Source organism: Actinobaculum suis, from assembly GCF_900618115.1.
GTDB classification, from domain to species: Bacteria; Actinomycetota; Actinomycetes; order Actinomycetales; family Actinomycetaceae; genus Actinobaculum; species Actinobaculum suis.
This window is the reverse complement of sequence record NZ_UYIO01000001.1, coordinates 309,919-333,920: the sequence shown is the minus strand read 5'-3', so window position 1 is coordinate 333,920 and position 24,002 is coordinate 309,919. Positions and strand designations below refer to the sequence as shown.

19 protein-coding genes, 1 pseudogene and 1 riboswitch are annotated in these 24,002 nt (G+C 58.2%); of the genes and pseudogenes, 4 read left to right on the top strand and 16 right to left on the bottom strand.

Annotated features, from left to right (window positions below; all coding sequences use genetic code 11):
* Positions 1–53: 53 nt before the first annotated feature.
* The 8 genes from H8274_RS01330 to H8274_RS01300 all read right to left on the bottom strand — a co-directional run bounded on the left by H8274_RS01330 (position 54) and on the right by H8274_RS01300 (position 10,209).
* A complete protein-coding gene (locus H8274_RS01330; protein WP_185933630.1) occupies positions 54–3,650 on the bottom strand; it encodes an ExeM/NucH family extracellular endonuclease in 3,597 nt (1,198 codons plus the stop codon).
* Between the two features lie 189 nt (positions 3,651–3,839).
* Entirely contained in the window at positions 3,840–4,085 is a 246-nt protein-coding gene (locus H8274_RS09955) for a hypothetical protein (protein ID WP_221884753.1), read from the bottom strand.
* A gap of 82 nt (positions 4,086–4,167) precedes the next feature.
* Positions 4,168–4,671, bottom strand: coding sequence for a heat shock protein transcriptional repressor HspR (locus H8274_RS01325; RefSeq protein ID WP_049620025.1), 504 nt, complete (start codon positions 4,669–4,671; stop codon positions 4,168–4,170).
* A gap of 297 nt (positions 4,672–4,968) precedes the next feature.
* Entirely contained in the window at positions 4,969–5,988 is a 1,020-nt protein-coding gene (locus H8274_RS01320) for a DnaJ C-terminal domain-containing protein (RefSeq protein WP_185933629.1), read from the bottom strand.
* A gap of 143 nt (positions 5,989–6,131) precedes the next feature.
* Entirely contained in the window at positions 6,132–6,947 is an 816-nt protein-coding gene (locus H8274_RS01315) for a nucleotide exchange factor GrpE (RefSeq protein WP_231583146.1), read from the bottom strand.
* Positions 6,944–8,815 (bottom strand): molecular chaperone DnaK, encoded by a 1,872-nt coding sequence (dnaK, locus tag H8274_RS01310; RefSeq protein ID WP_049620026.1) that lies wholly within the window; start codon positions 8,813–8,815, stop codon positions 6,944–6,946. The genes H8274_RS01315 and dnaK overlap by 4 nt, the downstream gene beginning before the upstream one ends.
* A 288-nt stretch (positions 8,816–9,103) precedes the next feature.
* Entirely contained in the window at positions 9,104–9,676 is a 573-nt protein-coding gene (locus H8274_RS01305; protein ID WP_049620027.1) for a DUF6036 family nucleotidyltransferase, read from the bottom strand.
* On the bottom strand, positions 9,673–10,209 hold the full coding sequence (locus H8274_RS01300; protein WP_141670134.1) for a hypothetical protein: 537 nt from the start codon (positions 10,207–10,209) through the stop codon (positions 9,673–9,675). Before H8274_RS01300 ends, H8274_RS01305 begins: the two co-directional genes overlap by 4 nt.
* A 217-nt stretch (positions 10,210–10,426) precedes the next feature.
* Between H8274_RS01300 and H8274_RS01295 the strand changes: the two genes are divergently transcribed.
* Complete coding sequence (locus H8274_RS01295) at positions 10,427–11,362, top strand: ROK family glucokinase (protein ID WP_074662505.1); 936 nt, start codon at positions 10,427–10,429, stop codon at positions 11,360–11,362.
* On the opposite strand, the gene H8274_RS01290 is transcribed toward H8274_RS01295, so the two are convergent.
* Positions 11,359–12,669 (bottom strand): MFS transporter, encoded by a 1,311-nt coding sequence (locus tag H8274_RS01290; RefSeq protein ID WP_185933628.1) that lies wholly within the window; start codon positions 12,667–12,669, stop codon positions 11,359–11,361. The two genes, H8274_RS01295 and H8274_RS01290, sit on opposite strands and share 4 nt — an antisense overlap.
* A gap of 43 nt (positions 12,670–12,712) precedes the next feature.
* Here H8274_RS01290 and H8274_RS01285 point away from each other — a divergent pair, with 43 nt between their 5' ends.
* The 3 genes and pseudogenes from H8274_RS01285 (at position 12,713) to H8274_RS01275 (ending at position 15,602) form a co-directional block, all read left to right on the top strand.
* Positions 12,713–13,204 (top strand): general stress protein, encoded by a 492-nt coding sequence (locus H8274_RS01285; RefSeq protein ID WP_049620031.1) that lies wholly within the window; start codon positions 12,713–12,715, stop codon positions 13,202–13,204.
* A 142-nt stretch (positions 13,205–13,346) separates the two neighbouring features.
* Complete coding sequence (locus H8274_RS01280; RefSeq protein WP_185933627.1) at positions 13,347–14,669, top strand: DUF4921 family protein; 1,323 nt, start codon at positions 13,347–13,349, stop codon at positions 14,667–14,669.
* A 9-nt stretch (positions 14,670–14,678) separates the two neighbouring features.
* Positions 14,679–15,602, top strand: a pseudogene (locus H8274_RS01275) (aldo/keto reductase).
* Positions 15,603–15,709: 107 nt separating this feature from the next.
* On the opposite strand, the gene H8274_RS01270 reads toward H8274_RS01275, so the two are convergent.
* From H8274_RS01270 to H8274_RS01240, 7 genes are all read right to left on the bottom strand, one after another.
* Complete coding sequence (locus H8274_RS01270; protein ID WP_185933626.1) at positions 15,710–16,603, bottom strand: GNAT family N-acetyltransferase; 894 nt, start codon at positions 16,601–16,603, stop codon at positions 15,710–15,712.
* Positions 16,604–16,608: 5 nt separating this feature from the next.
* The gene (locus H8274_RS01265) at positions 16,609–17,265 is read right to left on the bottom strand and encodes an ABC transporter ATP-binding protein (RefSeq protein WP_185933625.1); all 657 of its coding nucleotides are present in this window, start codon (positions 17,263–17,265) and stop codon (positions 16,609–16,611) included.
* Positions 17,258–19,405, bottom strand: coding sequence for an ABC transporter permease (locus H8274_RS01260; protein ID WP_244924487.1), 2,148 nt, complete (start codon positions 19,403–19,405; stop codon positions 17,258–17,260). Before H8274_RS01260 ends, H8274_RS01265 begins: the two co-directional genes overlap by 8 nt.
* Positions 19,402–20,574 (bottom strand): thiamine ABC transporter substrate-binding protein, encoded by a 1,173-nt coding sequence (locus H8274_RS01255; protein WP_244924486.1) that lies wholly within the window; start codon positions 20,572–20,574, stop codon positions 19,402–19,404. Before H8274_RS01255 ends, H8274_RS01260 begins: the two co-directional genes overlap by 4 nt.
* 348 nt (positions 20,575–20,922) lie before the next feature.
* A riboswitch (TPP riboswitch) is annotated at positions 20,923–21,029 on the bottom strand.
* 48 nt (positions 21,030–21,077) lie between these two features.
* Positions 21,078–21,332 (bottom strand): DUF4235 domain-containing protein, encoded by a 255-nt coding sequence (locus tag H8274_RS01250; RefSeq protein WP_074662486.1) that lies wholly within the window; start codon positions 21,330–21,332, stop codon positions 21,078–21,080.
* A gap of 325 nt (positions 21,333–21,657) precedes the next feature.
* Positions 21,658–22,275, bottom strand: coding sequence for a hypothetical protein (locus tag H8274_RS01245; protein WP_185933624.1), 618 nt, complete (start codon positions 22,273–22,275; stop codon positions 21,658–21,660).
* Between the two features lie 175 nt (positions 22,276–22,450).
* Positions 22,451–23,836, bottom strand: coding sequence for a hypothetical protein (locus tag H8274_RS01240; protein ID WP_185933623.1), 1,386 nt, complete (start codon positions 23,834–23,836; stop codon positions 22,451–22,453).
* Positions 23,837–24,002: the final 166 nt, after the last annotated feature.

Here is a 24,002-nt window from a genome sequence, read left to right as displayed (position 1 = left end):
AACTGGTATTTAGCTACCTCCGAGCAGGCCGCCAGCCTTAGCTCGAACTTCAGCTAGCGCCGGTCTACCGCCGGGGTGTCTGTACCGTTGCCGTCCCAATCGCCCAAATAGGCAATATCGCCACTGTTACCGTAGGAGTATTCGCCTTCCGCAACCCCTGTGCGCAAAGTATTGCGCAGATAGAAGGTATTGCCGCGCTTCACCGCGATGCCGGCCGCGCCGTCGCCGTCGAAATCACCTACCAGGTAAGTATCGCCCGGTGTACCGTACGCAAATTCGATACGGCCCCGCGTATCGCTCAGCTGGCCCTGCACGAAAATCCGACTCCCGCGGATAGCTGCCAATTCGCTGCGGCCATCGCCGTCGAAATCGCCAGCCAGGAGGGTATCTTCCGCATTGCCATAATTGACCTGGCCTTCCGCCACTCCGGAAGTCAGGGAGTTGCGGTACAACACTTGGTTACCCCGCACGACGGCGAGGCCATCCTTGCCGTCTCCATCCCAATCTCCCACAATTACGCGGTCCCCGGGCACACCGTAAGCAAATTCGAACTGGGCAATCCCGTTACGCGCATTCGTACCTAGGAACGAATTACCCCGGCGCACCATCGGCGTATCTATACCGTCACCATCCCAATCGCCGAAAAAGACCTCATCGGCCGGGTTCCCGTAATTGAAGGTGTAATCGGCTGCCGGCTTACCCCAAGTATTCACATACAGGAAACCGGAGGGATCCTGCGATGGTAACGGAGCCGGTGCCGGAGTGGTTGGCTTCGGTTCTACCGGAGCCGTAGGTTCCGGCGTTACCGGCGCAGTCGGTTCCGGGGTGGGGGTGGTCGGCTGCGGCTCGGGAGTAGTCGGCTGCGGTTCCGGCGTTGTTTCCTTAGGCTCAGGCGTTACCGGTGCAGTCGGTGCCGGCGTTACCGGCGCAGTAGGCTCCGGCGCCACCGGCGTCGTCGGCTTGGGGGCCGGCGTCGTCGGCTGCGGCTCGGGAGCGGCGTCGAACACCTTGATCCCGAACTTGAAGGGATCGTGATCAGAAGCCCGGTACGGGGTTAGCGGATCCCACAGGTCCTTGACGTTGTAGTTGTAGCGCGAATACTCGAGCGCAATCGATTCCGGAGCGTTAATATTCCAGGCCGTTGCTCCCTCCACGAGCTTCGCCCCTTCCGGGTTAGCGAGCACGTGGTCCAGCGAACCGACCCTGCCCGAGAACTGATACGTGAAGTGGCCTGGCGCCTTGTCGATACCGATATCCGAATACCCGGAATCGGTGAATACCCGGATCGGGTCTTCTTGCGAATAGGAATTGAAATCGCCCAGCAAGAATACCGGGGTATCCGCGAACTCGCTCTCCACCCACCGGTACAAAGCCTGCGCCTGCGCGGTGCGGAGCTTATTATTATTGCCCTGATATTCGTCCGTATCATCCTTGTGGCCGGCGGCCAAAGAACCCTTGGACTTGAAGTGGTTCGTGATCGCCACAAACTGTTTGCCAGCCGGGTTACCTGCCTCATCCAAAGCTTGCCACTTTTGGGCTAGCGGCTGGCGGGCAGTACCCCGATAAATATCGTCATCGAGAATCTGCGAATCACCAATCGGCGTCACCTTCGCCTTCTGATAGATAAAGGCCAAACGGATTACGTCTTCTCCCTGCGGGAGCTGAGCCGGCGATTTCACATACGCCCACACATCCTTGCCCGCATATTCATTCAGTGCTCCCACCAAATGGGCCAAAGCTTCATCTCGGCGGGAATTATCACCCGTCACCCGCGCAGTGTTCTCAATTTCTTGCAAACCCACCACGCTCGCATCGAGCGCGGAAATTGCCTGCACAATCTTAGTTTCCTGGCGTTCGAAAGCGGCTTTCGAAAAAGCGCCCCGCACCTTGCACCGGTTCGCGCTGCCAGTGGTTTTACCTTCCCGATCCGTGTAACCGCGGCAACCTTGTTGGTCTTCACCTAACGAAGTGAAGTAGTTGAGCACATTGAAAGCAGCAATAGAAACATCGCCGCCCACCTCTGCGGGCGTAGCCGTCCGCGTATTCTCAAACTTCACTACTTCTTGGCTACGATCCGTACCATCTTTCAAAGTGACCGGGAAACGCGGCTGCAACTTCCATGCACTATTGCGGTAATCCAAAATCGTGGGGCCTTGCATTTCTGCAGGCGCACCCACCCGCACCGGATCGGTAGTCGAAACATACGGGAGCGGCACATTTGGATCAGAATTGCGGCCGAGGAAAGCTTGCGAGCGCCCATCGTCCAAACGGATCTGGTTCTTTTCATTCGCGGCTGCCAATTCCGCGATTTCTACCGGGTGCGTGGAAGGATTATATTTCTCCGAAGGCTGCCACAACGGTTCTTCCCCGCAAGCCAAAGTGATCTCGCCATACCGGTTCGTGGAATAGTTATCCGTAACGGTAAGCGGGCCGCTCACGCTGACCAACATGCCCTCATACGGTTCCATCTGTTCCGCAACGGAGCCGCACGGAATCACAGTTTCCTTAACTTGTGCTCCTTCCGGAGCCGCAATCTTCTTATAGTTTTGCACCTTGATTTCGGTGAGCCCGTAGTATTCCGCAACCGTACCGGTTACTTCGACCATATCGCCGGTGGCCACGCCCTGCGCGATTCCCTTGCCGTGCAAGAAAATCCCGTCCGATCGCTCACCATCGTGTTCTACATTCGGAGTTTGAATGTAGACGCCGTTGAACCCACCTTCCGGGTAAGCCGCGGTGACCATTCCCTGCGTGGTAACCACCTGGTCTACTAGCGGCGAGGTATCACCCGGGCCCTGGATATCCCGAATTGGCGCAATCGTAGGTGTTTCTGGTGCGGTGGTTTCCTCGCCACCGGGCGCGGGGGCCGGTTCGGTGCCAGGTGCCTCGCCCGTGCCCTCACCCGAGCCTTCGCCGGTGCCGGGTTGCCCAGCACCAGGTGCTTCCCCGGTACCTGCATCGGTGCCTTGATCAGCACCGGGCGCTTCTCCAGGAGCTGCGTCTTCGCCGTTAGCCTGATTTGCCTTTCCGGGAGTGGCCGGTAAGGCGCTGATGTCGGCGGAGTTATCGTCGGTGTCTTTTCCGTTTGTGCGCGAATAAGAGCTGGCATCGCGTTGTGCCCTGCTCAACGCCGCGGCGGGCGCCTTTTCGTAAACCACACCGGTGCCCCAACCAACGGCGTCGACCACCTGCGCGTTACCCGCCACATCTCCCTGCGTGGGAACTTGCGCGATGGTATCGCTGGGGGCCAGCACTACCGTGCCGCCACCTGCCGCCAAATTGAACGACGCCGTTGCGTCTTCCGGCACAGCTTCCCCCGCACCCGGATTATTAGCGCCGGCAGTTATCACATAAAAACCACCGGCCGGAATCTTCCCGGCCAAAGCCAGCGATTCTTGCGGCCGGCCCTTAGCAGTGGTGTAACCGAGAGAAAGACCGGTGAGGTCAACCTCAGATGCGGTGGGATTATAAAGCTCTACGTATTTCTTGTTATAGGCGGACCCTTGGGAACCACCTCGGGTATACACCTCGTTAATTACTAGCCCTTGGCCATCGAGTGAGGCGATGGCGGGAGGCGTAGAAACGAGTGGTGAAACCGCGACGGCGGCAGCGGCGATCCACGCGGCTACCGCAGTTGCTATTTTCTTCACTACTTGTGCCTTTCACTTCTCACAACTCTGGGGGAAGACCGCAACACCCGCAATCCCTACGAAAGCTGGCATCGTGCTTCGAAACTGCGCAGCATCTTTCCAACTGCACAGAGTTCTTCGAACCGGGCATTGCGCTCCTCACACTACTCCTCTCGCGCCCCGCAAAACCCGTTAACCCGGTCCTTCAAATTAATTGCCTTGCGATAGTTTCGCACCCCGTAGCAGATAGCAACATAGACGAATAAAGATTTCCCAAACAGAAAATGAACGCAAACTTGCGGGCCGGCATTTTAGGCCCGTGCCCAGTATTGGCGGGCACGGGCCATTTTTTACTGCTATGTGCACGCGGCTGGATACGCCGCGCTTATTTTGGATAGCGCCGAGGTGAGTTTTAGTCGTGAAAGGCGAGACCGGGAGCGGTTCGGCGATCTGCAAGTTTTGCAGCTCTTATGGCACCGCAAGCTTTATAACACCGCAAGCCTTTACGGCATAACGAGCTTTATAGCCTCGCAAGCCCTTACTGCATTACATAAGGTACGAGGGCCTTGGTGGATTGGTTGGGCCCGGCCGCTTCGATTTGGGCGAGCGTGCGTAGCTGTGCTTCGGTAGCCATGGCTCGCAGGTAAGCGCGCAGCTGTTCGGGCGAAGGAGCCTGGATGGTGGAACCATCCGAGCCGGTAGCAAAAACCCGCCGTTCGCGCGCCTTACGGGCATCAAGTTCTGCTTGCAGGCGCGCGGCCCGGTTGTGAGCCCGCGTCAGTTTTTCTTCGAGCTTCCGGATCTCTTCTCTAAGTTCTAAAATCTGGGAAATACCGGCCAGGTTGATGCCCTCTTCTTGTGACATCCGCTGTACTTCCTGCAGTTTTTCTACGTCTGCTAGTGAATAGCGCCGGCCTCCACCTTTGGTACGCCGTGCCACTACTATTCCCAGGCGGTCGTATTGCCGCAGTGTTTGCGCGTGCATGCCGGCCAGTTCTGCGGCAACCGAGACCGTCAAAAGTGCTGAATCGCGCCCCGCCATTTCTCCCCTCCCACGCTATGCTTGCAGTACTATTTCTGCACTATTTTTACTAAGTCCTGTACGTGTAAAACTAAGTCCTGTACGTATAAAAATCTTGCCAAGCTCCGCGAAGCCCCGCTAAGCTCTAAGGCCCGCTAAGCCCCGCTAAGCCCTATACCTATAAACTTTTCGGGGGCGGATATTATTCCGCTCCACATATTCCATATATTCCGCATATTCCACATATTGGTGACTGGTGGGGTAGCACGCCACGCACGCTACCCCACCAGAATTGTTTCCCGAAGTTTCGCGCCAATATTACATTTTGGCGAGCTGCGCGAAATCGGCACGGGGATCGGCACCTGCGGTGGCCTGCGCGAAATCTTCGACGGCACGCGCCGCTTCGGCAGACATCTTCTTCGGTACCACGACCTTTATCCGCACGTACATATTGCCGTTGCCGATACCGTTTTTCTTCTTCAGCCCTTTGCCGCGCACCCGCAACACTTTGTCGGTAGAAGAACCGGCCGGGATTTTCACCCGTACCTGCTTACCTTCGAGCGTGGGCACGGTAACCGTTGCCCCCAGGGCAGCTTCGGAGAAGGAGACCGGCAAGTTGACGTAAACGTCATCGCCGTCAACTTCGTACACCGGGTGGGGTTCCACGTGAATCTTCACGAGGATATCCCCGTTCGGCCCGCCATTAGTGCCCGGCCCGCCCTTCCCGGGGATGCGAATGGTCTGCCCATCGCTCACTCCGGCCGGTACGCGCGCGGTCACCGATTTACCCTGGCGGGTATTTATTTTCACGGTAGCGCCCGCAACGGCTTGCCGCAAAGGCAAAGAAATCTCCGCTTGGAAATCTTGGCCGCGAGTGGCCCGCCGCTGGGAACCAAAGCCCCCAAAACCGCCGGTACTGCCCCCGAAAAGCCCGGAGAATGGGTCGGAGAAGCCGCCGTCGCCAGAACGATAAGTCCAGCTGTGCGTATTTCCGCTCCCGCCAGCCCCAGGTGTACCAAACATGGCGGAGAAGAGATCTTCGAAGCTTCCGGCATCCCCCGCCGAACCGCTCCCGCCAGCCCGGAACCGTGCACCACCGCCCCCGAGGGCGCGAATGGCATCGTATTGTTTGCGTTCTTCGGGATTAGAGAGAACCTGGTAGGCTTCGCCGATCTTCTTGAATTTTTCTTCCGCTTCCTTCGAACCGGCATTCCGATCCGGATGCCATTTGCGGGAAAGCTTGCGGTAGGCCTTCTTAATATCGTCTTGAGACGCGTCTTTGCTAACACCTAGTTCCGCGTAAAAATCCTTCTCTAACCAGTCTTGACTTGCCGCCACGCCTCTCACCTCCCTCGCTTACTATGCGTGTTTATTTTCCTCTGCGGGGGCGAACCAGCACCTGCCAGCTCGCCCCCTTTCCCTTCTGTTCTCGTTTCGATTACCACTACTCTCTCTCGTGCCGGTACAGCCCCGGCGCCGCACTATTCGGGAGAGACGACGCCGACGCGGGCCGGGCGGATTACCCGTTCGCCAATCTTGTAGCCGGGCTGGATGAGAGTTTTGATCTGTTCGGTTTCTACTTCGGCCGAGGTCTCATGCATGAGGGCCTCGTGCAGTTCCGGATCGAAGGGATCGCCAACTGCCCCGTACCGGCTCACGTCGAAATTCGTGAACAGGGTTTGTTCCAGTTTTTCGGCAATGAGGCTGGTAGCCCCGCCGTCCAGATCATTGTGGTCACGAGCTAATTGCACGTCATCAAGCACGGGCAAAAGCGCTTCGAGTACCTTTTGCACGCCGTTTTCGCGGTGGCGTTGGAATTCGGCCTTTGACCGCTTCACGTAGTTGTTGTACTCCGCCTCCGTGTTATACAGGGAAGCCTGCGCGCGCTTGAGCTGATCCTCCAGTTGAGCGATGGTATCCATCGCACCCTGCAAAGGATCATCCGCCAAGCCCTCTTCCGCCGCGGAATCATCCTCCGCGCCAGAACCGGCATCCGTGGCAGAACCTGCATCCGCGTCAGAACCTGCATTCGCGGTGCTCGCGCCAGCTGCACCAGCTGTACCAGCTACGCCGTCCGCGCCGGCGGTACCGGACGTGCCAGCGGCACCAGCCTCAGCAGTATTGCCAGCTTCGGCCGGCGCGCCGCTTTCTGTGGATGCGGCCGCCGCCTCGGCGCCGCCAGCTTGGGGCGCAGGAGCCGAATTAGCGGAGGTATCAGCCACATGAGTACCCGAATCCGCGCCGGCGGGCACCTCTTCCGGGCCCTCGTCGTGTTGATTCAGATTCTCTTGTGTCACTTATTGCCTCCCTCGTCATCCACAACTTCGGCGTCTACTACGTCGTCGTCGCCCCCGGAAGTCTTCGTGCTTCCGGCAGTGGAGCTGCTATCACCCTGCTGGGCCTGTTCGGCTTGCTGGGCCTGGTAGATTTCCTGGCCGATCTTCTGCGCCTTCTCATTCAGTTCGGTAAGAGCACTACGCACGGCCTCAACATCTGTACCCTTGAGCGCTTCGGTTACCTTATCGGCCGCTGCCTGCACTTCCGTTACCGTGGCATCGGAAAGCTTATCCTTGTTATCCTTGATGAGGTTTTGGATGGAGTAGACGGCCTGTTCGGCTTCGTTCCGGGTATCGGCCTCTTCCTTTGCCTTCCGATCGTCTTCGGCGTGTGCTTCGGCGTCCTTGACCATGCGATCAATTTCTTCATCCGAAAGGCGCGAACCACCCGAGATCGTCATCGACTGTTCCTTACCGGTACCCTTATCGCGCGCCGAAACATGCACGATGCCGTTGGCGTCGATATCGAAGGTCACTTCGATTTGCGGAACTCCGCGCGGGGCCGGGGCAATACCCGTCAGATCAAAGGTGCCGAGCGGCTTGTTATCCCGCGTGAACTCACGTTCACCCTGGAACACCTGAATGGAAACCGAAGGCTGGTTATCTTCCGCGGTAGAGAAGACTTCCGAATGCTTGGTCGGAATAGCGGTGTTACGCTCGATCAGCTTGGTCATCACGCCGCCCTTGGTTTCAATTCCAAGGGAAAGCGGGGTGACGTCGATGAGGAGCACGTCCTTGCGGTCACCGGTAATCACGCCGGCCTGCAAAGCCGCCCCTACGGACACCACTTCATCCGGGTTCACACCCTTATTCGGTTCCTTACCACCGGTGAGTTCCTTGACCACTTCCGTTACGGCCGGCATACGAGTAGAACCACCCACGAGCACCACATGGTCAATATCGCCCACGGAAATGCCCGCATCGGAAATCACGCGATTGAACGGAGCCTTGGTGCGCTCAAGCAGATCCTTCGTCATTTCTTCGAACTTGGCGCGGGTAAGAGTTTCATCAACATTCACCGGGCCGGCTTCCGTCATCGAAAGGTACGGGAGGGTAATCTGCGTGCTGGTTGCCGCCGAAAGCTCAATCTTGGCCTTTTCAGCCGCTTCGCGTAGGCGCTGCATGGCAATCTTGTCGCCCGAAACTTCCACGCCGGAGCTGGCCTTGACCTGCTGGACCAACCAGTCCACGATCCGGTTATCCCAATCGTCGCCACCCAGCTTGTTATCACCGCTCGTGGCCTTCACCTGGATAAAGGAGAAATCGTCTTCATCCTTGCCAACTTCCAGCAAGGACACATCGAAGGTACCGCCACCCAGATCGAAGACCAGGATGGTTTCATCTTCCTTGCCCTTTTCCAAACCGTAGGCGAGTGCGGCCGCCGTCGGCTCGTTAACGATACGCGTCACGTTCAAACCAGCAATCGTGCCGGCATCCTTCGTGGCCTGGCGTTGGGAATCATTGAAGTAAGCCGGAACCGTAATCACCGCGTCCGTTACTTCCTCACCCAAGTAGGCTTCGGCGTCCTTCTTCAGCTTCTGCAAAACGAAGGCCGAAATCTGCTGCGGGTTGTAATCCTTGCCGTCGATCGTGACTTTCCAGTCCTCACCCATGTGCCGCTTGACGGAAGAAACCGTGCGGTCCACATTCGTTACCGCCTGGCGCTTCGCCACTTCCCCAACCAGTACATCGCCGTTCTTCGAAAAGCCGACGACGGACGGGGTGGTACGCGAACCTTCCGCATTGGCGATAACCGTCGGTTCGCCACCTTCCAGTACGGCTACCACAGAATTGGTGGTACCCAGATCGATTCCTACTGCTCGTGCCATTTTTCCTCACCTTCGCGCCGTAGCGCTCTCGGGGTCAATATCAGTTCATTCCCAAGTTTGGATCATCGACCGAAGTTATGTCCAGCCGACTCCCCTTTTCTTGAGTCCACCTAACTCAACTTTAGGGTGCGGAGTTTTATTCCCGCGAGTTTTTACGTACTTCACCGCATAGCGAAATTTGCCGGCTGGCGGGCCGGCGTCTTTTCAGTAGCAAGTCGGATTTTTCTCGGTGCCTTGCACAGGTCGCGCACGCTCAGCGCTACGTTTCATGACCACATGTAGGTCTTACTAGCCTTGGAGACCATCGCCGTCTGCAGACGTTTCTCCTCGCAACTCCAACGCAAGTTGTGCCACTTCGAGACAAATGTATCGATGTCTTGGCAGCAGGAGTGATGCAGGTTGCGTTCTTTCCAGCAGATTCACGGCCTCTTCAACCGTTGTGTACCCAGCCACGTTAAAAAGCAGCGCTGCATCTCTGTAATCTCGACCTGGGCGACCGGACATTAGCTTCATTGAGAGTAGATACTCTGCAGACGCGACCTGCACAATTAGGTTTTCGAACTCGAATATGGTTTTTGGAGCTGGATCGTTACCGAGCAAAAAGCCTTTTGCCGCATCATTTAGCCAGTCATTTGGCAAACCATGCCGACGAGCTACCACGAGCGCCGCTTGTCGCGTTGCCCCGGTATTTGTAAACAGTGCATCGACGTCGCGAGTCGTTCTTTCCTCGTCATACGCGAGCGCCATAGCCGCACCACCAACCACGAAAATCTGAGCCCTATGCCCGGCACTTTTTAGGACCTCTGCAAGTTCGGAAAACAGGCCAGCGAAATCTTCGCGCGTAAAATCTGGTGTAGTCATACCCGATTGAGATCCCGCAGAGTAATGAAAATATTGCGATGCACGAATTCCTGTGGCGATTCCACTCGAGCTTCCTCATAAGCGTGCGCGCTTAGAGTGTATTCAGGCCGTTCCATCGGAAACCACGGCACATCGAGCGCTTTTTCCTGCTTTGCCCAGCCGGGAGCTTTCCAACCATCTCGCGCGGAAAGGAACTCAGCTAATGACGCTAGCGCGGCTTTGGCAGGAGCAACGTCAGTTTCCGGTTGCTCTCGGAAAACTTCCGCCACATCCCACTGGAATTTAACAGCCATGTTGTAGTAGTCAATGGTTTGTAATACACAGAAACGCCAGACGTCATTCAAGCAACCATCACGGTTGAGAATCTCCTGCGCTGCTGCGGCAGCCCCATATGCCGAAAAATCTTGCCCTGCCGGTTGCTCGGTGACGCGCGCTGCCGAGGGCACAAGTAATTCTTGCGCAGAAGCCTCTTTTGCTTCCGCTTGATTACGTTCGAGCATTTCTTCTACGGAAAGGACCCACGATTGCGCCATACGCGCCACCTCCTCTGTATACATCGTACCGGCTTGTTCGTACGCTTTCCTCTCTTTCCACAGTCTGCTTCATGTAGGTGTGTTTCCACAGAACTCGACTTCGTGCCCCGCCACAAACCCTTTCCCGCAACAAATCCACACACCCGGAAATACACACACCCGGGCCAGCACGCGCCTGCGTAGAGTTCGCCCGGCTTCGTGCAGTAAGATTGTGAACATGAGTTTGAGCATCGGTGTGGATGTTGGCGGCACGAAGATTGCCGCCGGGCTCGTGGATGAGTCCGGAAGAATTATTGAACGCGTGCGGCGGGAAACTCCGGCGGGAGACCGGGAAGCAATCGCCCAGGCGGTAGCGGCCAGCATCCTGGATTTTGCCGATAGCGGTGCTCAACATGTAGGTATTGGCGCAGCTGGCTATGTATCTGCCGATCGTTCCACAGTTATTTTTGCTCCCAATCTTTCCTGGGTAAATGAACCGCTCGGCCAGGAAGTGGCAGCTATTGCCGGCGTGGATGTGATCGTGGAAAACGATGCAAACGCCGCCGCCTGGGGTGAATACAAGTTCGGAGCCGCAGCCGGCGCGTCTTCCGCCGTCGCCGTCACTATTGGTACCGGTGTGGGAGGCGGAATTATTGCCAACGGAAAACTGGTACGCGGCAACTCCGGTTTTGGCGGAGAAATTGGGCATATGCGGCTGGCCACAGAAGGCCCGATTTGCGGGTGCGGCAAACCGGGCTGCTGGGAAGCTTTCGCTTCCGGTACGGCCCTCACGCGGTATGCCGTGGAACGCACCGCCGCAGACCCGGAAAGCGGAGCAACGATCCTCGCGCACGGCAACGGCAAGGCCACCGGACTGGCAGTAACGGCCGCGGCCCAAGCCGGCGATCCCATGGCGCTCGATATTTTCCGGACCGTCGCGCGCTACACGGCGATAGGCGTAAGCAACCTGATTTCTTTGCTCGATCCGCAGGTCGTGGTGCTAGCGGGCGGCGTTTCCGAAGCCGGTTCCTTGTTGCTTGACCCGGTGCTCGAACAGCTCCCGCAATATCTGAGCGCCTCCGATCACCGCCCGCCCACCCCGATTCGCCTGGCCACTTTAGGCAACGACGCCGGAATTATCGGCGCCGCCGATCTGGCCCGCCAAGCAGCTTAGCTTTGCCCGCGCGTATTTTCTGCGCCGCGTTCGCGTTTATCGCGCCGCCACCGGCGCAGCCAGAGCGGTGCGGCAGAAAGGGTGAACAGGCCAGAAATTAGGAAGGCCGGGCCGTAGCCGAAAGAGTCGGTGATGGCCCCGGCCACTAGCGGGCCCAAGATTTGGCCCACGTCCCCAGCCGCCTGGAAAGCGGCCAGCACATTCGATGCTTCGCGGTCCCCCACCATATCCGCAATCGCCCCTTGCGCATTGGGCTGAATAAAGCCGGAACCAAAACCTGCACAAACGGCTGTGGCCAACAGCAAAGGCCAGCTCATCCACCCCATCCCCAGGGTGAACGTACCCGCGCATAGCAAACCAAACACCATGCCGGGCGCGCGGCCAAAACGATCCGAGAGCCGGCCCGAAAACAGTAAAGCCACCCCATTACCCGCCGCGAAAGCCGCCAAAACTGCGCCGCTCAACCACGCCGGCCCGGTAGCGAACGACGCCGCGAACAACGGCACCAAAGAATTACGGACCCCCAAATTGGTCCAGGCTTGCACGAACTGCGTGTAACAACAATGCCAGAAAAGCCGGTATTTCATGGCCGCGCGCAAGGTTAAACGCGGGCGGTCAGCGGCGTCGGCACCGGCAACATCGGCCCCAGAACCACCGGCACCAGAACTTTCGGCACTGGCAACACCGGCATCGGCAACGCTGCTCGCAGAACCAGCATCACCTGTATCCTCCGCACCAGCCGGCGCACCACCCGTTACCGCGCCGTGCCGCGTGGCATACCCCACCACAAAGGAGGCGATGAATAGCGCTACCGCATACAAAATGAACGGCGCCCGCATTCCTAGCGGTGCCAGTAAAGCGCCGAGCGCCGGGCCCACGATGCCACCGATCAGGAAGGCCCCGGAATAGGCGGCGGAGGCGCGCCCGCGGCCACCGGCTGGCGCGTACCGGATAATCAAGGCCAATGCCGCTACCGTGAACATTACCGAGCCCAAGCCGCCCAAGCCGCGCAATATCAACAAGGTCGCGTAATTTGGGGCAAATGCGCAGGCCAGTGAGGAAACAGCGACGATAGAAATCCCCGTCATGTAGGCCTTGCGCTCCCCCACCGTAGAACTGACCTTCCCGGAAAGTGGGGCACCGAGCAAGCGGAAGAAAGCAAATACTGAAACTACCGCATTGGCGGCGAATATGGAGACCCCGAAACTTTGCGCATAATTTGGCAAAACCGGTGCCACCACGCCGTAACCGACGGCAATAAGGAAAGCTGTGCAGACTAAGACCCAAATTTGACGCGGAAGTTTCACAGCTCCTACCTTACAGATCACCTGATCGCCTACAGTTTTAAACATGAGTCAAAATGTTGGCGGGCGGCGGTACGATCCCGGCGCTGATCATGATTACCGGTCTATCACGGAGGTTTCCAGCTACGCGGAAGCTGAACATATTATCGACACGCTCTCGGATGCGGGCTTCCCTATTCAGAATGCGCGGATCGTGGGCGTAAATCTAGAGTCCGTGGAACAGGTAACCGGGCGGATGACCACTTTGCGCGCGGGCGGTATGGGTGCTTTAAGTGGCGCACTGTGGGGCGCGTTCATCGGCCTATTCTGGGTGCTGTTTATGCCGCAAGTAGCTGGGCAGGCACTGCTCATGGGCGCCGGTGTGGGCGCGATTTTAGGCGGTATTGTGAACGCGGTGGCGCAGAAACTGCAAGGTGGGCGGCGCGATTTTGCTTCCGTGCGCACTACCCGCGCCAATAGCTACGAGATTCAGATCCGCTCCGCTTTCGTACACCAGGCCTATATGACGCTCGCCCAGGCGGGAATTACTACGTTCTAGAACCGGCGGGGATTACTACGTTCTAGCACGGACGGGGATTACTACGTTCTAGAATCGGGAAGGAAAAATACTCACCCCTAAACTGAGGAAACTAACAGTACCGCTACCGCGCGTGGCGGTACCTGAGAATGGATGCATACGCATGGTGCAACACTTTGATATCGCCGCTCCTATTTCTAAACTGCCTGATGGCACTATCAAACAACGCAATCCTTTTTCGGGAACCCAAGTGTGGACGGTTCCGGGGCGTGCCGACCGGCCTTTACGGCTCGACGCCGTAGAGTCGGGGCCGCTTAGCGGCGAGCCCGGCAAATATTGCGCTTTTTGCGCGGACCGTGTGCTGGAAACTCCGCCCGAAAAATCGCGGATTGATGCGCAGGGCAATATCACCCGCAATGTGCCGGTAGACGTGCTAGCAGATCCGTGGGAATTCCGCCGCATTCCCAACCTGTTCGAAATCGTGCCCTATTCGTATTGGACGGAAAACTACGGGTACACCATGCCTTCTGCGGCGCGTGAGCACATGGAGCGCTATGTGGCTGATCCGGCGGGCCGGGCGCACGTACTTTCCGTACAAAGGCAAAAGGCACTGGCTTCGAAAATGCCGGAAGAAACCTGGAACGAGCTTTCCGAGCGGGAAAAACTAGACCTGGCAGAACCCTTCTTTGGGGGCGGGCACGATCTGATCGTGGCACATGATCACTACCTGCCCGGCGCTACCGACCGTAGCCAACGTTTCAGTTCCGGCACTATGACGCCCGAACAGCACTATGCCTACATGAAGATTACGGCGGATGCGATGGCCCAGTTGTATGCACAAAACCGCTACGTGAAATACGTGCAAGTGTTCCAAAACTGGCTAAAACCGGCCGGAGCTTCCTTCGACCACCTGCACAAACAGCTAGTCTCTATAGATTCGCGTTCCGTCAACCAACAGTACGAAGTGCCGCGCATCCGCGAGAACCCGAATATCTTCAACGAATACGGGCCAGACTATGCGGGCTACCAAAACCTGGTGATCGCTGAAAATGAGCATGCCGTGGCCTATGCCGGTTTCGGCCACCGCTACCCCACCTTGGAAGTGTGGTCCCGTTCCGAAGCTCAGCAACCGTTTGATCTGAGCGAGGCCGAATTCCGCGATGTTTCCGACCTCGTGCACGCCATGCACGCCGCCACCGGCCCAGACGTACCCACAAACGAGGAGTGGTATGCCAAATCGATTGATATGGACGTGCCAGCCCCTTGGCGCGTGCTCATCAAATGGCGCGTTTCCACCCTGGCCGGCTTCGAAGGCGGAACCAAGATTTACGTGAATACAATCGACCCGTGGTCGCTACGGGATCGGGTGGTGCCGGTGCTGCTCGAACTGCGCGCGGAAGGTAAACTCGCGCCCGGTATCTCCATCGCCACCGAATGCACCTGCGAAGTCAATTCTTTGCGATACGCCCGCGGGTATGTAGCGTAATATTCACATATGGAACTCACTATTGCGGGGAAGGAAATCTTCCCACTCAATTTAGGTACTAACCCCTTTGGCTGGACGGCTACCGAGCCGGTTGCCTTCGATATTTTGGATGCTTATGTGGAGCGCGGCGGGAACTTTTTGGACACTGCCGATAGCTATCCTTCGTGGTACGACGGCGAAGGCGGCGCCTCCGAAAAGATTATTGGCGATTGGTTCAAGAAATCGGGCAAGCGGGAACAGATCGTGCTGGCCACCAAGGTGGCAGGTAAGCCGAGCCGTTAAGGCCTGGCCCGCGCGAATGTGCAGGCCGCCGTCGAAGAATCTTTGACGCGCTTAGGCGCGGATTATATTGACCTGTACTATTTGCACTACGACGATCCGGAAGTGCCCGTAGCCGAGCAAGTGGAAACTTTCGAGAAGCTCGTGGAAGCCGGGAAGATCCGCGCGATTGGGCTTTCGAATTTCACGCCGGAACGGATGCGGGAATGGTTCGAGCTGGCCGATACGAAACCGGTTGCCTTGCAGGTGCAGTACAGCCTTTTGCATCGCGCCGAATTTGAGCAGAGTTTCCTGCCGCTGGCACGCGAATACAATGCTGCTACTTTCTCTTATTTCGCTTTAGCTTCCGGGATGCTGACCGGTAAATACCGGAAGGCGGAAGATTTGGACGGGGTGAAGCGGCAAGATATGACTTCCGGTTACGTTTCCGCCGAAGCTTTCCACGTGGTGGATGAGCTTGTGGCGGTTGCGGAAGAGGTAGGGGCTGCTCCCACCACGGTGGGGCTCGCCTGGCAGCTTGCCCGAGGCGTGACGGCGCCGATCGCCTCCGTTTCCAAGGTTTCCCAGCTCGATGCGCTAATGGCGGCGCCGAAGCTGGAACTTAGCGAAGCCCAGTTGGACCGGCTCACCCAGGCCTCCGCGCACTTTGCATAGAAGATAGCTAGACGCGGGTGGGCCAGCGCGCGCGGGCGCGGAGTGCACGCGGGGTGGACCAGCGCGCGCGGGCGCGAGGCGTTTCAACGCGCCTCTACGCCGATCTTTTACGCTTCCACGGCGCGGGCGCAGAAGTTTTTGCGGGCGAGTTTAAATCCGCCGAGTTCGAAGATGCTCCGGGCGTGCGTATTTGTGGAAACCAGTGGGACTGACATAAATCGCACGCCCCGGAAGCTCATAGCAATAGCAATTTGGGCCAGGGCGGCACGTGAATAGCTACGCCCGCGGTAGTCCTGGTACACCACTAGGCTCCACACTCGCACGCGCGGCCCGTCCTGTTGTGCCCACATACCCCCAACATCCCGGCCGTTCACCACGATCGCAAACAGTTCGTGGCCGGGAGTGGAAACGCCGTCGGAAAGTTGGTGGTGTGCTCGCAGCAAAGCTCGTTTTTTAAGTTCCGGATAGGTTTTATCCGGATGTGTACCCAATTGTTGTTCGGCCAGCTCATCAGAAGTTATTTCGAGGAAATCGCGCAGTTCCCGGCTGGTCATCGTCCGTAGCGTGACGTCTGGCGTGCCAGCGGGAACCACGGCAATGGAAGGTAAAGCGGCGGCCATTTCGATCGAACGGAGCCGGTGCGGGCAGGCGGCAAGTATTGGATCGGCATCCGTGCAACCCGCGAAAGTGGAAATCGTGAATTCTTTCCCGCCGGTAGCTTCCCGCAAAGCTGGTAGCCACGGTTCAGCGGCCTCCACCCGGGCATCGCGCACCGTTAAACGTTTTTGCGAGGAAATCCAAATCCATTGGGAAAGATCCGCATTGACGAAAGTCCTATCGTCGCGCGGTAAGCCGACGCGAAACTCATCCCGTAGTTCAGTGGCGAAAGCCGGCCCTGAAACAGCGTCTAAAAGCCCGGCGCGTTGCCGAATATTCGTGGCGTGTGCGAGGGCGCGCTCAGCCCATTCCGCCACCTCCGCCGGAGTTATTTCTCGGACCATACCCGCTAGTCTACTCTGTCGGGGCTTTGGGCCCATAGCTCGCCGTCACGCATTTGCAGGACGCGGCCCGCGACTGTTTCCGCTTCCTCTTCATTATGTGTTACGTACACCGCCGTGGTGCCCGTGGCGGCCAAACGTTGCCGGATAAAAACCGCGAGTTCCCCGCGCAGTTGCGAATCCAGTGCGGATAGAGGTTCGTCTAAAAGGACGACGCGCGGGGCCGGGGCCAAAGCTCGCGCCAGCGCTACCCGTTGTGCTTGGCCCCCAGAAAGCGTGGTAATAGGCCGCCTCTCGTAACCTTCGAGGCCAATAATGGCCAACCAGCGAGCTACTTCTTCCCGCACTTGGGCGGCCGGCAAATGTTTTTCAATCCCGTACGCGATATTGCGGTCCACATTCCGGGTGGGGAAAAGCTGGCCGTCTTGGAACACCATGCCCACGCCGCGCTTATGGGTTGGTGTACGAGTAATATCGACGCCGTTGATCCGCGCGCTCCCCGTGGTTTCTTCCAAACCAGCAATTCCGCGTAGCAGCGAAGATTTACCCGAACCGGAAGCTCCTAGTAAGGCCACGGTTTCCCCCGTTTTTACGGTGAGTTCCACGCCGCGAACAGCCACAAAACCATCCGGATAGCGTACCGAAAAATCCTGTAACTCAAGCATCTTGGCTTTCTCCTTCCCGCAGGTGGTTAGTGTTTGTGCCGGCACACCGCGCGCCGGCTGACTGGGCACTCGCCGGCTGGGCATTCACCGGCTTGACACTCGCCGGCTGGGCACTCGCCAGCTGGGCACTGGCCGGCTGGGCACTCGCCAGCTGGGCACTGCCGAGCCGCACACTCGCCGGCTGGGCACTGCCGAGCCGCACACTCGCCGGCTGGGCACTGCCGAGCCGCGCGCTGGCCGGTTGGGCATTCACCGACTGGGCACCAGCGCGTGCGGTAGCGGGCGCCACTACTCGCCTTCTGTTCTCCGCGCCAGCGGGCCGGCGAGTGCTGAGGCTTTCGCAAAGGAGCATGAGCCCGCCGCATAGCCCGCCCAGGATTACGGAAGCGGCCATGGCCATTCCGTAGTTGCCGGGCCCGGGCCGATTAATTAGACGTTCGATCAATACCGGCAAGGTTTGGTTGGTGCCGGTGGCCAAAAATGAGCTGGCCCCAAATTCGCCTAGTGCTACCGCGAGGCCAAAGCCGGCGGCAACGCCGAGAGCTGGGAGCGCCATCCGTGCGTCTACCGTCAAAAAACTGCGGACCGGGCCGGCACCAAGGCAAGCCGCAGCTTCCCGCAGGCGCGGATTAATTGCCCGTAACACCGGGAGCATGGCCCGCGTGACCAACGGCAAAGCTACTACCGCTTGTACTGCGGGAACCAAAATCTGGGTATTTTCCACCGCCAAACGCAAGGTCAAGAAAGTGCCAAAACCCAAGGTCACCGCAGAAATCCCGAGCGGCATCAAAGACAGGCCTTCCAGCGCCTGCCACCACCACTGCCCGATCCGCCCGCGCCGCACTTGCGGGCTGTTCTGCCTGTGCTGCCCGCGTTGCCCGCGCCGCGCCGGCGGCGGGTTGTTTGCCACCCCACGGGAGAGCACAAAAGCAAGAATGGCACCGATGATTAAGGCCATCGCCGCCGCCCCGAGCGCCGCCCGCACCGAATTCCACAGCGCTTCAAGCACGCTAATCCCGCCCGCCGCGGCCCGCGCCAAATCCGTGTAATTAGCTAAACTCCAGGCCGGGCCACGCCGCAAAGACGCCAACACCAAGTTAGCGATGGGCACGGCGAGGAGGAATACCAACGCAAATCCGGTAATGGCCAGCGCTGGTACATCGGCCCGGCCCGGCCGGCGCAGCGGCCGGCGCCGCAAAGCCAAGGGGGTACGGTTGCGGAAATAGTTCGCTACGGCCACGGCCACTAGCACCACCACTAGTTGCAGGGCCGAATAGATGGCCGCGGATTCCAGATCGAGAAAAGTGTTGGTCTGCGTATAAATCTCGGTTTCCAAAGTGCCATAGCCGGGTGTTCCTAAAGTCCGCACCAAGCCGTAGGCGGTGGAACAAAAGAGGAACACCATGGCGCCGGCCGCGGCAATGGCCGGAGCCAGTTCTGGCAAAGTGACGGTGAAAAAGGCGCGGGCCGGGCTGGCACCGAGCGTACGTGCGGCGTCGTTATGAGGAGGCAAAGTTTCCCACAGGGAACCGACGGTGCGTACTACCACCCCAAAATTGAAGAACACCATGGCGGCTACCACTGCCCAGGTAGTTTTGTCTAGGTGGAGGAAGCCGTAGGGGCCGGCCGGGCCGAGGAGGGCGCGGAAGGCCACGCCGACCACGACCGTGGGCAGCACGAAGGGGATCATGCTAAGCGCCCGCCAGAAACGGCGGCCGGGAAGGCGTAACCGGTACAGCACGTACGCGCCAGGAATGCCGAAAAATAGGGAACCGATGGTGCCCGCGGCGGCCATCCACAAGGTTTGGCCAAAGATTTTCCAAGTACGCGGGTTGCTAAGAACGCTCGCCGCGGCCGCGTGGGCGCCGATCCCTTTGCCGAGCATGGCCAGTACCGGCCAGGCGAAGAAAGCCAGAAGGAAAACGCAGGGGAGCAACGAAATCCCGAATACGCAGGGGCGTGCCCAGCGCGGCCGGCCACTACGCCAGCCACCACCCCGGCCGCCACGCCAGCCACCACCCCGGCCGCCACGCCATCCGCCACCCCGGCCGCTACGCCAGGTGGTTGCGGCGTGGCAAGTATTTTCGGTATCGCGGTAGGCACTTGCACCGGCCTGGTCTGTGCTCGTGCCGGTACTCACCGCCCGGCCACCTCCCGCCAGTCGCGGATTAGTTCGGCGCGGTTTTGCCCGAAGGTTTTCGGGTCGGTTTCGATCGGGTTAGTTACTCGCGGGGCATACTTCTCCCACGCTTCCGGTAGTGGCACATCGGCCACCGGGTACATGTACATATTCGGGGCGATCGCCGCTTGTACGTCCGGGCTCAAAAGGAAATCAATAAAGGCCTGCGCACCGGTAGGATTTTTGGCTCCGCGCAGTACTCCGGCATATTCGGTTTGCCGGATGCAGGTTTGTGGCAAATTGCCGGTAGCCCCATCTTCGGCCGCCGGCGAGCTCGAATAGGAAACTACGAGCGGATATTCCCCACTCCCCTTAGCCGAAAAATCGGCGTTATAAGAATCCGCCCAACTTTCCTCTACCAGGGTGCCGCCCGCGAACAACTGCTGCCAGTATGCGCGCAAGGCTTCCCGATCCTGGCCGGTATATTCGGCGGTGGCGGCCAAGAAAGCCAAGCCTGGCGAAGAAGCCGCCGGGTTGGTGGTAACCAGCAGTTTTGCGTACTGCGGCTCAGCTAGATCCGCAAAAGTTTCTGGCACTGCCAGATTATTATCGGCAAACCACTTTTTGTCATAGTTCACGCATACTTCCCCATGGTCGATAGGGGTGAGTTTGCCATCCAGTTGCGCCGGGTGCTGGCCGGTAGGCGCGGCACTATCTTGATCCGGCGTAGTGGCGGCGGTATTCGCGGTGCCGGCTGTACCCGCAGTGGCAGCGCTATTCGCAGTGCCGGAGGTATTCGCGATGGTAGCTAATGCCGCGGGCGTATAGGGTTCGAGCACGTTGGCGTCGAGCGCCTGGTAGGCAGTGAACGTATCGATGCCGTACACGGCGTCGGCAACCGGCTTGCCCTCCGCGAGCACAAGCTGGTTGACCACGGTACCAGCATCGCCAGGCGCTGTGAGCACCACGCGGGACCCGCTCTCTTCTTCAAATTTAGAGATCAGTTCTGGCGGTACATTGAAAGAATCGTGCGTCATCACCGTGACGACGCCGGCCTTGCCTCCATTTTTGTTTTCATTCGTGCCAGGCACGGGAGCATTTTCGGAAGTGGTGGGGTTTTGGCCATTTGTAGTGCCGGCCGTATTTGTGTTCCCACTGCATCCGGCCAGAGCGAGCGTGATAACGCTCAACAGTCCAGCAATTTTGGTTAAGGCGCTGGCTGTAAAGGTACCGGTTGTTAAAGTGCTCGTTGTTAGGGCACTGGTTGGTTTACTTGGTTTATGTACGCGACGTACCATTTTCCTCCGTCCTTTCCGGAAAAGGTTGGAGGGCCCCACATTTGCTTGCCGCCTGAAGATGCGCCCGCGTTTTACTTAGACGCCGCCAGGACGCACCTAAGACGCAACTTAGACGCGGCCAGAGCGCGGCCAGAGCGCGGCTAAGCACAGCTCAGAGGCGACTAGACGCAGCTAAGGTGCCGCTTTAGACGCAACCAAAACACGCGACCAAGACGTAGCTAAGGCACGCAACAAATGCGGGGGAGAGAAATCTCGACTCCCTTCGCCGGCATGACCCGGATCAGGTTCGAGGGTCTGCGTTCTTTCGCACTCTCAGCGCCTACCGTGGCGCTCCCCTGTCGTTTCGATGTTTCTCTATTGTAGCCCGCCTGATGAGAGGCGCAAGAGCTGGCTATTTAGGCTTGGGCGCGATCCAGTACCGGGCCGTACCACTGGGCAGCCTTGCGCTGGCATAGTTGCGAAACCAAGGTAGCAACGCCCGCGGAGACCACGGCGAAAGCAACCGCTTCGACGATCGGCACTTCAATATCGTCAGACTTGGGCGATTCCTTGCCGAACGTGGCCTTCCAGGCCACGTCCACTACGCGGTTTGCTACAGCTCCGGCCACAAGGCCCACTCCGGCGCTCACAACTTTCCATCCGATATCCACGTTTACTCCTACCCTCACGTACCTGTATGCGCATGTGACGGCGGGCCACATCAGCCCCGCGCGGCGCACACCGTTCAGGCTTAAAACTACCGCGTTCCCGGCCACAGTTCACCTGTCAGCCTGGAAGTTCTTTCCCAGCTGGCAGGTGCACTCTGCCGGATAGTTTCTACCTGGCAGGCAGCTTCCATCAGGCAGGCAGCTTCCATGAGTTTCTATTTGCTTTTATCTGCCGGTAGTTTTCGTTACCAACCCGTTAAAGCTCAACAGCTCAACTTGTACATATCGCTACTGCTTTTACTTGGTGAGTGTTCGGGCTGAGCTGGTGCTATTTGGTAGCTGGCCGGTCCGGGCTGGTCGGGCGTCCCGGACCAACGTGCCGGGCACGAATGCGTAGCTTGCGCCCCTCGCGCTCATTCCTCCGATTTACCGCCCGCAAGGCCAGCAAGGAGGCGATGAGGGCAATAATGCCTACTGCACCCAAAATAAATTGCCACACCGGAACGCCTGCGCCGCCCACATCAGCACCATCCTTACTACCAATGACGGTGCCGGGCGCAGATATTTTTTCCTCACCAGAATTAGGGGCCGCGGTATCGCAAACTTCGTCTGTAAGTTCCAAATTTTCCCAGGTAAGGGTGCGTACGATCCGCGTTTCATCTCCTGCGGTGAGAATAACGTTGATCGGATTATCCGGAGTGATAGTAACCGTGCCTGAAACTACTTGCCCGTTTTGTTCATAGTGGATCCCGGAAACTTCCGGGAGTACAACTTGATCCTCATCTTTTCCGCAGGAGTCCACAAGTCCAAGGGAAAGCGGGAAGGAATCAGTTGTAGCGGCCGGTTGGGATGGCCCCGGATTGGGATCGGCCTGCGCGCTGTGCGGCAGAAAACTTGCCGCCACCAAGATAAGCGTGACAAACAAGCCTGCTATGAGTGTGCCCATGCGCATGAAACTCTTGCTGCCAATAATTCTTCCCCGGTCAGAACGGGAAGCAGTAATACTGGAGCTAAAGGACCCATTTATAAAACACAAAGTGCATTTCCTTCTGTCAAAAAAGCCGGCCCCGATCCTAAGATCAGGGCCGGCATTCTCGCACTAATTTAGAAGATATTAGGCATTACTTCTTGCGGCGGGAGTAAGCGAAGGCGCTCACACCAATCGCAGAGAGCAACGCGGCCGCACCGGCGAAACCAGCGATATCCGCACCGGTCTTCACCAGCTTCTTCTTGGCGTCAGCCTTCGGCTTGGAAACCTTGGGATCAGCCTTCTTCTCAACCTTCTTATCGTCCTTAGCCGGATCCTTTACGGCATCCTTAGCCGGATCCTTCACTTCGTCAGCCGGGGCTTGAGTTTCCTCAGCAGACGGAGCGGTGCCCTCTTCAGTGGTGCCCTCTTCGGTCGTACCTTCGGTCTGTTCAGACTGGTCCGCATCGCACGCGAAGAAGTGACCCCATACCGGTTCTTCTTCCACGGAAGCAAGCTTGTAACCAGGATCAGCCTTGGCCTTTACCAGGAATTCGCCGCCGCAAGCGCCAACAGCAAGTTCCTGACCGTGCCAATCCGGATTTACCTTGGTCCAGCCTTCAGCACCCGGAGCCTTGAACCAGTAGTTGACGTGGTCAACCTTGGCAACCCGGAAGGTGTCATTTTCCACGCCCGGCTTGTCGGTGAACCAAACAACAACATCGCCATCAACCGGAATCAGCTTCGGAGCAGCGAGAGTCCAGGTGTGCTCCTTGATCGGAGCGCCATTGGTGGGGGTGTAACCGAAGTTGGCGTCATTGGTAATAACACCCTTGACTACAACATCACCCTCACCAACGGAGTAACCGTCCTTGTCACCGCTCTTGATCGTGAAGGCTTTACCGGTAAAGGGCTTAACCGTGTATTCAATTTCGACACCTTCGATGGAAGGAACCCGAATATCGCGGTTTACACCGTCCGTGGTGACGGTAGGCATAGCCTCGTTAAGGCCAACAGTTACAGGCTTCTTAGCTTCCTGCTTCTTTTCCGCTTCCTGCTTCTTTTCTGTTTCCTGGTTGGCCGCTTCCTGGTTGGCCTGCTCCTGCTGAGCAGCTTCGGCGTTCGCCTTATCCAACTGAGAACGGTCAACTTCGAGCGTCCAGGTAGCTTCCTTCACCGGTGCTCCGTTGGTCGGAGCCAGGTAGAAGTACTCTTCACCCTGAATAACGGCCTTGACTGCAACACTGGTGGCTTCGCCCAGCGAATAACCACTCGGATCACCATCCGTGATGGTGAATTTCGCGCCAGTATCAGTCATGACGGTGTAGACAATCTCCGCATTTTCAATGTTCGGCACCTTGATGTCCATATTCGGAGCATTGACCACAACGGTCGGCATGGCGGCGTTTTCATTAATCTGATCGCCAGGCGCTGCAAACGCAGCCGGAGCGTTAGCTCCAAAAGCGAGTGCTACAGCGGCAATAGCGCTGAGCCCCCCCCCTGCAAGCGTGGCGATCTTACCCTTCACGTTCTTCGACATGTTCCCTCCTTGATTGAGACGGGTAAGTCCAATGCAAATAGAGCTTAGCAACTATCCTCAAGCCTGGGCTATGGTGCGCGAAATGGCGGATCAGCGGGAAAAGGTCGGGCCTTAAGTCCTCGGGGGGGGTGCTGTAGCTTTTCCAAAACTTCTCCAGCCACCTCGT